Source organism: Paraburkholderia sp. UCT70, from assembly GCF_050434085.1.
GTDB lineage: Bacteria > Pseudomonadota > Gammaproteobacteria > Burkholderiales > Burkholderiaceae > Paraburkholderia > Paraburkholderia tuberum.
Map to the genome: position 1 here is coordinate 162,309 of NZ_JBNPVZ010000002.1, position 12,295 is coordinate 174,603.

Annotated in this window: 13 protein-coding genes; 6 read left to right on the top strand and 7 right to left on the bottom strand. The window is 65.0% G+C overall.

Annotated elements, in window-relative coordinates:
- Positions 1-2 precede the first annotated feature (2 nt).
- The 4 genes from OKW41_RS03020 to OKW41_RS03035 all read left to right on the top strand — a co-directional run bounded on the left by OKW41_RS03020 (position 3) and on the right by OKW41_RS03035 (position 5,559).
- On the top strand, positions 3-3,071 hold the full coding sequence (locus OKW41_RS03020) for an efflux RND transporter permease subunit (protein WP_429571539.1): 3,069 nt from the start codon (positions 3-5) through the stop codon (positions 3,069-3,071).
- Positions 3,072-3,208: 137 nt separating this feature from the next.
- The gene (locus OKW41_RS03025; protein WP_187616152.1) at positions 3,209-4,177 is read left to right on the top strand and encodes a quinone oxidoreductase family protein; all 969 of its coding nucleotides are present in this window, start codon (positions 3,209-3,211) and stop codon (positions 4,175-4,177) included.
- 124 nt (positions 4,178-4,301) lie between these two features.
- A complete protein-coding gene (locus OKW41_RS03030) occupies positions 4,302-4,889 on the top strand; it encodes a DUF4337 domain-containing protein (RefSeq protein ID WP_184030515.1) in 588 nt (195 codons plus the stop codon).
- A gap of 52 nt (positions 4,890-4,941) precedes the next feature.
- Complete coding sequence (locus tag OKW41_RS03035) at positions 4,942-5,559, top strand: LysE family translocator (RefSeq protein WP_429571540.1); 618 nt, start codon at positions 4,942-4,944, stop codon at positions 5,557-5,559.
- Between the two features lie 39 nt (positions 5,560-5,598).
- On the opposite strand, the gene OKW41_RS03040 is transcribed toward OKW41_RS03035, so the two are convergent.
- The 5 genes from OKW41_RS03040 to OKW41_RS03060 all read right to left on the bottom strand — a co-directional run bounded on the left by OKW41_RS03040 (position 5,599) and on the right by OKW41_RS03060 (position 9,913).
- Positions 5,599-6,873, bottom strand: a complete 1,275-nt coding sequence (locus OKW41_RS03040) for an RNA polymerase sigma factor (protein WP_429444577.1) — start codon at positions 6,871-6,873, stop codon at positions 5,599-5,601.
- A gap of 77 nt (positions 6,874-6,950) precedes the next feature.
- The gene (locus OKW41_RS03045; protein ID WP_018423912.1) at positions 6,951-7,364 is read right to left on the bottom strand and encodes a YciI family protein; all 414 of its coding nucleotides are present in this window, start codon (positions 7,362-7,364) and stop codon (positions 6,951-6,953) included.
- Between the two features lie 167 nt (positions 7,365-7,531).
- Positions 7,532-7,885 carry a YciI family protein gene (locus OKW41_RS03050; RefSeq protein ID WP_429444579.1) on the bottom strand — a complete coding sequence of 118 codons (354 nt, stop codon included), beginning with the start codon at positions 7,883-7,885 and terminating at the stop codon, positions 7,532-7,534.
- Positions 7,886-8,288: 403 nt separating this feature from the next.
- The gene (locus OKW41_RS03055) at positions 8,289-8,762 is read right to left on the bottom strand and encodes a hypothetical protein (protein ID WP_429571541.1); all 474 of its coding nucleotides are present in this window, start codon (positions 8,760-8,762) and stop codon (positions 8,289-8,291) included.
- Between the two features lie 878 nt (positions 8,763-9,640).
- Complete coding sequence (locus OKW41_RS03060; RefSeq protein ID WP_090807933.1) at positions 9,641-9,913, bottom strand: DUF1488 domain-containing protein; 273 nt, start codon at positions 9,911-9,913, stop codon at positions 9,641-9,643.
- Positions 9,914-10,304: 391 nt separating this feature from the next.
- Between OKW41_RS03060 and OKW41_RS03065 the strand changes: the two genes are divergently transcribed.
- Positions 10,305-10,808, top strand: a complete 504-nt coding sequence (locus OKW41_RS03065) for a GNAT family N-acetyltransferase (protein WP_184052875.1) — start codon at positions 10,305-10,307, stop codon at positions 10,806-10,808.
- 30 nt (positions 10,809-10,838) lie between these two features.
- Positions 10,839-11,189 (top strand): DOPA 4,5-dioxygenase family protein, encoded by a 351-nt coding sequence (locus OKW41_RS03070; RefSeq protein ID WP_090810310.1) that lies wholly within the window; start codon positions 10,839-10,841, stop codon positions 11,187-11,189.
- Positions 11,190-11,217: 28 nt separating this feature from the next.
- Here OKW41_RS03070 and OKW41_RS03075 read toward each other — a convergent pair whose 3' ends face one another.
- On the bottom strand, positions 11,218-11,532 hold the full coding sequence (locus OKW41_RS03075) for a high-potential iron-sulfur protein (protein ID WP_429444583.1): 315 nt from the start codon (positions 11,530-11,532) through the stop codon (positions 11,218-11,220).
- A gap of 36 nt (positions 11,533-11,568) precedes the next feature.
- Positions 11,569-12,258, bottom strand: a complete 690-nt coding sequence (locus OKW41_RS03080) for a nitroreductase (RefSeq protein ID WP_429444585.1) — start codon at positions 12,256-12,258, stop codon at positions 11,569-11,571.
- Between the last annotated feature and the right edge of the window lie 37 nt (positions 12,259-12,295).

The window sequence follows — 12,295 nt, forward strand, 5'->3', positions numbered from 1 at the left end:
TCATGTTCACGGACATCTTCATTCGCCGGCCGGTACTCGCTTCGGTCGTGAGCCTGCTGATCCTCGTGCTCGGGTTGCGCGCGCTCGCGGTGCTGAAGGTCAGCCAGTATCCGCAGACCGAGAACGCGGTCGTCACGATCACGACGGCCTACTATGGCGCGAACTCGGACACCATCGCCGGCTTCATCACGCAGCCGCTCGAAGCGGCGATCGCGCAGGCACAGGGCATCGACTACATTTCGTCGACGAGCATCACGGGCGTGTCGACGATCATCGCGACGCTGCGTCTGAACTACGATGCGAACCGCGCGCTGACCGAGATCAACACGCAGATCGGCTCGGTGCGCAACCAGTTGCCGCCGCAGGCGCAGCAGCCGGTGCTGACGGTGCAGACTGGGCAGACCACCGACGCGATGTACATGGGCTTCTACAGCAGCGTGCTGCCCAGCAACAACGTCACCGATTACCTGCTGCGCGTGGTCAAGCCAAAGCTCGATTCGATCCAGGGCGTGCAGACCGCCGAAGTGCTCGGCGGGCGGCAGTTCGCGATGCGCGCGTGGCTCGACTCGGCGCGGCTCGCCGCGCACGGCGTGAGCGCGAGTGACGTGTACACCGCGCTCGGCAACAACAATTATCTCGCCACGCTCGGCACGACGAAGGGGCAAATGGTCAGCGTCGACCTGGAAGCGGGCACGGACCTGCATACCGTCGACGACTTCAAGCAGCTCGTCGTCAAGCAGAAGAACGGCTCGATCGTGCGTCTCGAGGATGTCGCGAACGTCGTGCTCGGCGCCGACAGCTACGACTTCAACGTCGCGTTCAGCGGCAAGCGGTCGGTGTTCATCGGCATCAAGGTCGCGCCGGACGCGAACATTCTCGACGTAGCCAAGCGCGTGAAAACCTTGTTTCCCGATCTGCAGAAGCAGTTTCCGACCGGCATGACGGGCGACATCGTTTATGACGCGACCGACTTCGTCAACACCGCGATCAGGGAAGTGATCAAAACGCTCGTCGAAGCGCTCGTGATCGTCACCATCGTGATCTTCCTGTTTCTCGGCAGCTTCCGCGCGGTGATCGTGCCGTTGATCGCGATGCCGCTGTCGCTGATCGGCACGTTCTTCGTGATGCAGGTGCTCGGCTATTCGATCAATCTGCTCACGCTGCTCGCACTCGTGCTCGCGATCGGGCTCGTCGTGGACGACGCGATCATCGTCGTCGAGAACGTCGATCGGCACATGAAGCACGAAGGCAGGACACCGTTCGACGCCGCGCTGATCGCCGCTCGCGAACTGGGCGGCCCGATCGTCGCGATGACCGTCGTGCTGATCGCCGTGTACGCGCCGATCGGCTTCCAGGGCGGGCTGACGGGCGCGCTCTTCACCGAATTCGCGTTCACACTCGCGGGCGCGGTGACGGTGTCGGGCGTGATCGCACTCACGTTGTCGCCGATGATGTGCTCGCGCTTCTTCCGCGCCGAGCAGCAGTCAGGGCGCTTCACGCGTTTCGTCGACCGCCAGTTCGAGCGCGTGCATCGCGGCTACGGCCGCCTGTTGCACGCGACGCTCGATACCTGGCCTGTGTTCGTGATCATGGGCGCGCTGCTGCTGTGCGGCACCGTGTATCTGTTCATGACCTCGAAGTCGGAACTCGCGCCGCAGGAAGACCAGGGCGTCGTGCTGTCGCAGATCATCGGGCCGCCCAACGCGACCATCCAGCAGATGCAGACCTACGCCGACCAGGTGTTCGACGCCTCGAAGTCGCTGCCCGAATACTCGCAGATGTTCCAGCTCACGGGCTCGCCGACCATCAACCGGGGCATCGGCGGCGTGCTGTTCAAGACCTGGGATCAGCGCGGCAAGAACGCGACCGTGCTGCAGCAGGAGTTGCAGCAGAAGTGGAATCAGATCGCGGGGGCGCGCGTCGCCGCGTTCCAGTTTCCGCCGCTGCCGGGCTCGCAGGGTTTGCCGGTGCAGTTCGTGATCAGCACGACCGAGCCGTTCGAAAACCTCAACGAGGTGTCACAAGCGGTGCTCGAAAAAGCACGAGAAAGCGGCATGTTCTTCTTCGTCGATAGCGACCTGAAGATCGACAAGCCGGAAGCGGTGCTCGTCGTCGACCGCGACAAGGTGGCCTCGCTCGGGCTGTCGCAAAGCGACGTCGGACAGGCGCTCGGTTCGGCGCTGGGTGGCGGCTACGTCAACTACTTCTCGATTGCGGGACGCTCGTACAAGGTGATTCCGCAGGTGCTGCAAACCGACCGGCTCAATCCGTCGCAGGTGCTCGACTACTATCTGCGCACGCCGGACGGCAGCGTGATTCCGGCGTCGACGGTCGCGCATCTGCGGCACAGCGTCGTGCCCGAATCGATCAACCACTTCCAGCAGTTGAACTCGGCGACGATCTCCGGCGTCATCGTGCCGGGCGTCTCGCAAGGCCAGGTGCTCGATTTTCTGCGCCAGGCGACCGCGCAGGTCGCGCCCGCCGGCTACTCGGCCGATTACTCGGGAGAGTCGCGCCAGTTCGTGCAGGAGTCGGGCGGCTTCGTCATCACGCTGTTGCTCGCGACGATCATCGTGTTCCTCGCGCTCGCGGCGCAATTCGAGAGTTTCCGCGATCCGGTCGTCATCCTGATCTCGGTGCCGATGGCGCTGTTCGGCGCGCTGATCTTCATCAACATCGGCCTGACGACGCTGAACATCTACACGCAGGTCGGCCTCGTCACGCTGATGGGGCTCGTCAGCAAACACGGCATTCTGATCGTGCAGTTCGCCAACGAACTGCAGCGCGCAGGTCGCGCGAAGCGCGAAGCGGTCGAGGAAGCGGCGGGCGTGCGGCTGCGCCCGATCCTGATGACGACCGCGGCGATGGTGCTCGGTGTGGTGCCGCTCGTGATCGCGTCGGGCGCGGGCGCGGCGGGCCGCAACGCAATGGGACTCGTGATCTTCACCGGGATGTCGATCGGCACGCTGTTCACGTTGTTCGTCGTGCCGGCGATGTACATGTTTCTGGCCGCCGAACACCAGCGGCATGCTCAGACGCCGAAGGCCGACGAGGCGGGTCAGGCGGGTTAGAGCATGGGTGATCGCGTACCCGGCGCGCGGGTTGCCCGAAATCTGAAAGCCGTTGTCCTGATAACTTTACTCGCGTCATTTAGACTACGGTGCATTCGCTGCGCAACGCGGCGCAAGTCCAACCGGAGCCACGCACGATGAAAGCGATCCAGTTCAAATCTTTTGGCAACCCCGAAGTGCTCGAATACGTCGATCTGCCGACGCCGCAGGCCGACGCGGAGCATGCGGTCGTGCGGGTCATGGCGGCCTCGGTCAATCCGAGCGACGTGAAGAACGTGTCCGGCCATTTCGAACATACGGTGCTGCCGCGCACGCCCGGGCGCGACTTCAGCGGCGTGGTGGTGGACGGCCCGGCCGCGTGGCTCGACGCCGAGGTGTGGGGGACCGGCGGCGACATCGGCTTCACGCGCGACGGCACGCACGCCGAATACCTCAGCATTCCGGTCGCGGCGCTGTCGCGCAAGCCCGTGGCGTTGAGCCACGTCGAGGCAGCGGCCATCGGCGTGAACTTCGTTGTCGCGTGGCTCGGCACCGTCGAATACGCAAAGTTGCAGGCCGGCGAGACCATTGCCGTGCTTGGCGCGAGCGGCGGTGTCGGTGGCGCGGTCGTGCAGATCGCGAAAGCACGCGGCGCGCGCGTGATCGCCGTCGACCGCCGGCCGCTCGATCCCGCCACGCCCGCGGGCCGCCTGATCGACGCCTACGTGGCGTTCGACGAACACGCGGCCGCACGCGTGCGCGAACTGACCGGCGGCGCGGGCGCGGAAGTCGTGTACGACACGGTAGGCGGTGTCGCGTTCGAGACCGCACTGAGTCTCGCGAAGCGGCGCGGCCGCGTGCTCGAAATCAGCGGGACCGGCAAGCGCCGCGTCGAGTTCGATCTGATCGACTTCTATCACAACGAGACGCAATTGCTCGGCGTCGACAGCGCTAAGCTCGGCGTCGCGGAATCGGCGCCGCTGATGACGGCGCTCGTCGAGGGCTTCGACAACGGCAAGCTGAGCGGCCCGGCGATCGCGCAGGAATTCCCGCTCGCCCGCGCGCGCGAAGCCTACGAGGCGGTCGCCGCCGGCACGCGCGGGCGCGTCGTGATCCGCATGCAATAACCGTCCCTCTGGCACGGTGCATTGAAGCTGCGGCCTCCGGGCGTCCGCGACGCGCTAAGATTGCGACCGCCGGGCGCCCACGCCGTCCGGCGAGAACGACAAAAGCATTGCCTCGGAGAATCTGATGTCTGAAGAATATGAAGTACACGGTCCGCACGACCATGCCGTCGAACACGCCGGCCACGCCGCACATCACGACGCCGATCCGTTCGCGAGCCGCATGGCCGTGATGACCGCGATCCTCGCGACGATCGGCGCGCTGTGCGCGTACCAGAGCGGCAACGCCGAAAACCTCGCGCTGTTCTTCAAGAACGAAGCCGCGATCAAGAAGACCGAAGCGTCGAACCAGTGGAGCTACTACCAGGCGAAGGGCGAAAAGGAAAACCTCGCGGAACTCGGCGCGGCGCTGTCGGCGCCCAATAGCGACGCGCACGCGAAGTTCGTCGCCGACGTCGAGAAATACAAGCAGCAGAAGGAGCCGATCCGCGCGAACGCAGAAGCGATCGAAAAACAGGTCGTCGCCGCCGATACGCGCAGCGAAACGCTGTTGCACGGCCATCATCGCTGGGCTCAGGCGACGCTGCTGATTCAGGTCGCGATTGCGCTGTGCGCGATCACGCTGCTCACGCGCAAGAACTGGCTGCGCAATCTGTCGTACCTCGTCGCGGGAGTGGGCGTCTTGACCGCGGGCGCGGCGTTCTTCGGGCTATGAGCGGGATGCTCGCGTTACTTTTCACCCAGAGCTTTGCAATCGGGAGTGTGTCGTGATCGATGGGTCCGCCGTGGTCGGCGTGTTTTCCGTGTATATCGCGGGCGTGGTGAGTCCGGGCCCGAACTTCGTCGCGGTCGCGCACAAGGCCGCTTCGGCGACGCGCATCGAAGCGCTCGCGATGGTCGCCGGTATCGTGCTCGTCAATCTGTTTTGGGCCAGCTGCGCGATTCTTGGCGTCGGCATCGTGTTCGCCGCGTTCCCGTGGCTCGCGCTCATGGTCAGGATCGTGGGCGCGTGTTACCTGCTGTGGTTCGGCGGGCGGTTGATCTTCAATGCCTCGGCGGCGCGGCAAGCGGTGCTCGTCAAGGCACCGGCGGGCGGCTTCAGGCAGGCGTTCGCGCAGGGCTTCGCGACCAACATTGCGAATCCGAAGTCGATGGCGTTTTTTGCCGCGGTATTTTCGTCGGCGGCGCCAGCGCATGTGAGTACCGGCACCTTCGCCGCGATGCTCGGCATGGTGTTCGTCGTCGCGAGCAGCTGGTATGGGTTCGTCGCGCTGGCGCTGTCGCATCAGCGCATCGCGTCGGCTTATCGGCGCGGCAAGGTGTGGGTGGATCGTGTGTGCGGCGGCTTGATCGTTGCTTTGGGGGTGCGGCAGCTGATTCGTTGAGGCGGCACTGACGTGTGCGTGAGCACCAATGTGCCAACCTCAATCCGCGAGCCCGCGCGCACGCTCCAGCAACAACTCGCGCTCGCGCGTATTGCGCGTCATCGCCGCGGCGCGCTCGAACTCCGCGCGGGCTTCGTCGACGCGTCCAAGCTTGACCAGCAGATCGCCGCGCACGCTCGGCAGCCAGTGATAATTCGCGAGCGCCGAACCGGCGGCGAGCGCATCGACGATCTCGAGTCCGGCCGCCGGCCCGAACGCCATCCCCACCGCGACCGCGCGATTCAACTCCACTACCGGCGACGGCGCGACCTGCGCCAACGCATCGTAGAGCGCGACGATCTGCGCCCAGTCGGTGTCCTCGGCGCGGCGCGCTCGCGCATGGCACGCGGCGAGCGCCGCCTGCAACGCATACGGCCCGCTCTCGCCGCCGAGCGCATGCGCGTTGTCCAGCGCGGAGAGGCCGCGGCGAATCAGCAGCGGGTCCCAGCGGCTGCGATCCTGATCGAGCAGCAGTACCGGGCGCCCCTGGGCGTCGGTGCGCGCGCGCGTACGCGACGCCTGAATCTCCATCAGCGCAACGAGACCGTGGACCTCGCTCTCGTCGGCCACGAGTCCGCTCAACACGCGCCCAAGCCGCAACGCCTCCTCGCATAGCGTCGGGCGCATCCAGTCGTCGCCGGCCGTGGCCGAATAACCTTCGTTGAAAATCAGGTAGATCACCTGCAGCACCGACGCGAGCCGCGCCGCGCGCGCGTCCGCCTGCGGCACCTCGAACGGCACGCGCGCCGCCGACAGCGTGCGTTTCGCACGCACGATCCGCTGCGCGATGGTCGGCTCCGGCACGAGAAACGCGCGCGCGATTTCGTCGGTGGTGAGGCCGCCGAGCAGGCGCAGCGTCAGCGCGACGCGCGCATCGGTCGACAGCACCGGATGGCACGCGGTGAAGATGAGCCGCAGCAGATCGTCGCCGATGTCGTCGGCGCGCGCGGCGTCGAGCGCATCGACGAAATCGGGCACCACGTGCGCTTCGATCGCGTCGAGATCGTGGCCGAGCTCCTCGCGCTTTCGCGCATGCAGCGCTTCCTGGCGCAGGCGATCGAGCGCGCGGTTCTTCGCGGCCGTCATCAGCCACGCTCCGGGGTTGTCGGGCACGCCCGCGTCCGGCCAATGCTCGAGCGCGGCCACCAGCGCGTCCTGCGCGAGTTCCTCGGCGAGCCCCACGTCGCGCACGATCCGCGCGACGTGAGCGATGACCTTCGCGGATTCGATCCGCCAGACAGCGTCGATCGCACGATGGGTGGCCTGTATCGTCACGGCGTCAGCCTTCACCTGCTGCCGGCGGTTGCGCGCTCAGGAACATGTACGCGGGCTCCCAGACGTAGTCCATCAAATCAGCGGCGATCTTCTTCGAGCTTGTGAAAGCGCTCGACTTCCGGCCCCGGCTCGAAGTCGTCGAGTTCGAACAGCTGCCGCACTTCGATTTCGCCATCGGCGTGCTCACCGAACGGCGCCGGAAAACGCCGCGCCCATTCCATCGCCTCGTCGCGCGAGCGCACCTGGATCAACGTGTAGCCCGCGATCAGCTCCTTGGTCTCCACGAACGGCCCGTCCACGATGCTCCGTTTGCCGCCGCTATAGCGCACGCGCCAGCCTTTCGAGCTCGGCTGCAGGCCCGTCGCGTCGAGCAGCACGCCGGCCTTCGCGAGTTCTTCGTGGTAGGCGCCCATGGCCGCGATCAGCGACGGTTCGGGCATCTCGCCGGCTTCGCTCGCGGCCGTGGCTTTTACGATGATCATGAATCGCATGTCGTTGCTCCTTGTTGTTAGTGGTTGGTCGTGAGTGGATTCTGGCGGGGCCATGCCGGCTCGCCCCTCACTCACACGACGCGCGATGCACGGTCCGATCGACACGCGCGGCGGTCCCGACATCCCAGGGAAAACACCGAAGCTGGTGAAGTGGGAGTGACGCGTGCCTAGATGAAGCACGGTCCGAGCTTGCGCACCTCGACCGTGCACCACGACGCCGCCGGGCAGGTTTGCGCGATCGTCACGGCCTCTTCACGGCTGTCGCAGTTCAACAGAAAGAAGCCGCCGATCATCTCCTTCGCCTCGGCGAACGGCCCGTCGACGAGCTTCGATTCGCCATGGCGGACCTGCACGCGCACGGCGTCCTTCTGCGAAGTCAGTGACTCGACCGCGAGCAGCTTGCCGCGCGCTTTCAGGTTCTCGGAGAAACGCACCATCTCGTCGTAGAGGTCGCGGCCCGCGGCTTCGCCGCGCTCCTCGCGTTGGTCCGTGGGTTCGACGATCAGCAGCATGTAGGACATGATGTCTCCGATAGGGCTCGGTTGTATGCGCGGGTCGGCATCGCAACGACGCCAGCGACGCCTGGCCTCGGCGGTATGCAAGGAGGTACGCAAGCAGGTAGGCGGCAAGCAGGCGCAGCCAGTCTAGCAAGCGGGAATCGCAGCGGCAAACGCGCCCGGCGGGACTTCTACGGACACTCGTAACAAGCCGCGCCACGCGCATCGGCCGGCCTCGCGCGACACGTCGATGCCACTTTCAATGTGTCCGTAAACCATTTACGTCCGCGCTGAAACGGTCGTATCAGCCGTTCGAAGAAATGCAGCGCAGCGGGCAGCCACTCGCTCGGGCTCGCCGATAGCGCATTGAGCGCATCGACGGTGACCCGCGACGCTTCCGAAATGCGCGCCGCCAGATGCGTGCCGCTCAAACCGCCGCTTCCGCCAGCGCCCGCAGTCGCGCGGAACGCATCAAACCTTCGATCATTTTCGCTTCCGCGCTCGCCAGCTCGCTCAGCGACGCCGCCGACAACTGTCCGTCGAAAATCGCTAGCGCCGCGCACAGACGTGCGTAGTCGTCGTCTTCGAGCGACCAGCGGCCAGTCTGGCGCTCGCGCACATCGAGCCGCACCATCGCCGCATGCGCGCTTTCGATGTCGGCGCGCGCGTCGGCGCCCCGTCCGGCATGCACAAGTTCCTGCGACACCAGCAAATGCCGGCTCAGCGTCGTGTGCAGAATGCGCGCGCCGTGGCCGCGGCGGAATGCATCGAGCGCGGCGTAGGCCTGCAACAGCAGGGTCTGCGTGACCGGCGCGTGCGCAGTGCGGCTCTGGGTCAGAGAACGCAGCAAGGGGGACATGGCCGTGCGGCCGGGCTTGTGAACTCGCGACTTGCTGGACATCGATTCAACCTCCTTCTTTCGGCAGCGCGCCCGGACTTCGGCACGCGACGGCGGCAAATGCCGCGCTCAAACGTCCGACGTATTTCGCGCCCGACAGTTCACGCCATGCGACGCGCCCGTTCTTCGAACGTATCGAAGAACGCAATTTCGGCATATCGGTTCGAAGCCGCCAGAAACAAGAAGCCCGCTTCGTTGAGACGAAAAAAAGCCCTGTTCCGCGAGGAACAGGGCTGACAGGATGGAACGGCCGAGCAGGCGCGTGGATGCCTGCCAACCTATAACCACCTAACCTGCAAAGCTATTGCTTACGTGTACTGCACCGGCAATTTCTACCGCTCGACAGGAAACTTCAAACTGCCGATTCAAACTACCACTTCAATTGCGACTGCATGTGGGCCGGTCCTCGCTATCTGCTACTTCTGGCCGCTACCCCTGTTGCTTCGCGCTCGTGCTCGATGCATTGCGCGCTTGTATTGCGTCAACTGCGGACTGCCAACTGCCAGATACGCACTGCGAACTGCGAACTGCAGACTACTTATCAACGGTACGGTTCAAATCCGACACGAGGGGAAGATCGCATCGATGGAGGTCGATGATTCCTCGCTCCATGGAAAAGAGTGTATGCGCGCACATGCGAAAGCAATTGAGCGAAACGAAGCGCTTTGGTGGGTTAATTTGGCGAATCGATGTAACAGCGGGCCTACGGAGCGCTCGATGTGAAAATCAGCGATTGCACCGAAACGGTGCTGCGAAAACCTGAGAGAAAAACGGGAAGTGCGAAGCCGGCCGGGTTCAGGCCGAGCGGAGCCAGTGCCGTCGCGCCCGCCGCGTCATCGCATGTGCGGCGTCGAGCGATAACGCGCGCCACGCCACGCACGTCAACCGCGTGTGGAGAAATCGTCGATCGTCAGCAAGACCTTCTCACCGGGACGCGCGAGCATTTTTCGTTCGGCGATCGCCGTAATACGTTTGCGCCCATCCGCGAACGTCTTCAGAACGCGCGCCTCACCCGCGCCGCGTTGCAGCCAGAAGTGCTGCTCGAGCGCCTCGCGCGTGACCGCGCATTCAAGGTCTCGTCCCTGCGACGAAAGCTGGAAAATCACCGCGCGTCCATCTGCCGAGACGCTGGGTACCACCTCGATCATCGTCATAGCCCACCTCGCAACGTTGATTACGACGTTCGCCACATAACGCGAACGTCCCCGGATAATCATCTGGACGCTCGCCGCAGCGGGTGACGCGGGAAGCGGACGTTCGCGCGCCAATCGTCGGAGGCCTCGTCTTGTCTGTTCGTACGGTGGTGCGGATAGCGCGGCCGCGATGGGTCGACGACCGTGCCCGCGAAAAGCGAATCAACCTGGAGCAAAGCGCATGCCACACAACGCAGCAAGCGGCGCCTCGCCGCATCGAGCGTTCGCCCTGCATCGCAAAGTGAGAAGACTGCAACATAGCCGCGTGGTAAAAAAGCGCAGCCGGCGCGACAATCGACGACAATTCTTACTCGCGCTTCGCACGTTCATCGCGCGCCACCACCTTGCCGACATGTCCGCCCAACTCCCCGACCAACGATCCGGGTTGACCTTGCGCCCCGCGCAACCCGACGACGAAGCCTTCCTGCTCGAACTGCGCAAGACGACGATGACCGAACACCTGGCGCGCGCCGGCGAGCCGACCGACGACGACGCCCATCGCGCGCGCCTGTTGCATCGCTACGACGCGGCGCAGGTGGTCTGCATCGACGGCGCGCCCGCGGGCTTGTTGAAGGCGCATCGCAACGACGTCGAATGGTTCGTCGTGCAGTTGCAGATCGCGCCGGCGCTACAGGGTCGCGGCATCGGCGAGCAAGCGCTGCGCACGATCCTGCGCGCCGCCGCGGCCGAAGCGTTGCCGGTCAGCTTGCAGGTGCTCAAGGGCAATCCCGCCAAACGGCTGTACGATCGTCTTGGCTTCGAGATCGTCGGCGAGGATCAGACACAGTTTCACATGCGCCTTGCAGCGCGCGCGCCGGCGGAAAGCGAAGCAGAACGAATGTCGGATAAAGACTGATACGGAACGAGCCTGGCAATGAACCCTGATATGACTTTTCGCGCTGCTTCAGCGATACAAAGCTGGCACGCGCACATCTACTTCGACCCGGCGAGCCGCGACGCCGCCTGGGCGTTTCGCGAGCAGATCGACGCGCATTGGGGCGACAAACTGCAGATCGGGCGCTTCCACGAACGGCCGGTCGGGCCGCATCCGATGTGGTCGTATCAACTCGCCTTCGCGCACACGCAGTTCGCCGACGTGGTCGGCTGGCTCACGCTCAATCACGGCGCGCTCGATGTCTTTCTGCATCCGAACACCGGCGACGCGCTGCGCGATCATCGCGACGCCGCCGTGTGGATTGGCCACTCGCACGAACTCGTGCTGAAGGCGCTGCTATAGCACCGCTGCGAACGCTACGGCGGCGTGCTCAAATATTCGTATACGCGCTGCACCAGCCGCGCGACGCGACCTGTTTAGTGCCGAACAGCGTGCAGCCGCCGTATGCGTCCGATGCCTTGCCCTGGAACAGCGAGCAGTTCGCGCACGATTGCCCGGCCGCGAAGTTCGGAAATCTGGCCTTGTCGACCTTCGACGCATCTTCGGTATAGCCGACCGCCTGCGCCTGGGGATCGCTCTCGCTGAGCGCATTGGGAACGGTCGCGGCGAACGCGACCCGAGACAGCGCGAGCGACGAGCCGACTCCCGCGCTGACCAACAGGAAATGGCGCCGCGATGTTTTCATTTTCGTTTGCCTCTGGGTGGGGACTGAGGGATGCGTTCAATCGAGAAAGCGCGCGAAGCGCTCGACCGGTTCGCGCTCGGGGCGCAGCGTATTGACCGGCGCGTTGGGGTCGCCGAAACCGAGCGACATGCCGCACACAAATTGCTCGTTTTCGGGCATGCCGAGATGTCCGGCAATCAGTCGATGAAACTGCATGAACGCGGCCTGCGGGCAGGTGTCGAGACCGCGTCCGCGCGCGGCCGTCATGATCGCCTGCAGGAACATGCCGTAGTCGAGCCAGCTGCCGCGCTCGAGGCTGCGATCGATCGTGAACAGCAGGCCGACGGGTGCGTCGAAGAAACGGAAGTTGCGCGAGTGCTGTTCGTGCATGCGCGCCTTGTCGCCCTTCTCGATGCCGAGCAGGCTATACATGTCCCAGCCGATCTTGCGACGCCGGTCGATGAACGGCGACTGCCACTGGCGCGGATAGTACGCGTACTCCTCCTGGTAAAGCTCGTCGCGCTGCGGATCGTCGTAGGCCGCGAGCAGATCGCGCGACAGACGCGCGAGCGATTCGCCCGTCAGCACGTACACCTTCCACGGCTGCGTGTTGGTGCCCGACGGTGCGTGGCTGGCGGCTTCGAGAATCGCTTCGATGTCGGCGCGCTGCACCGGTGTCGGCAGAAAGGCGCGCACCGAGCGCCGCGTGGTCAGCGCGGTGTCGACGGGGTTCGCGGGAGAGGTCATCGGCGAATGGCGGCAGAGCCTGCGGAGTAGGTCTGCG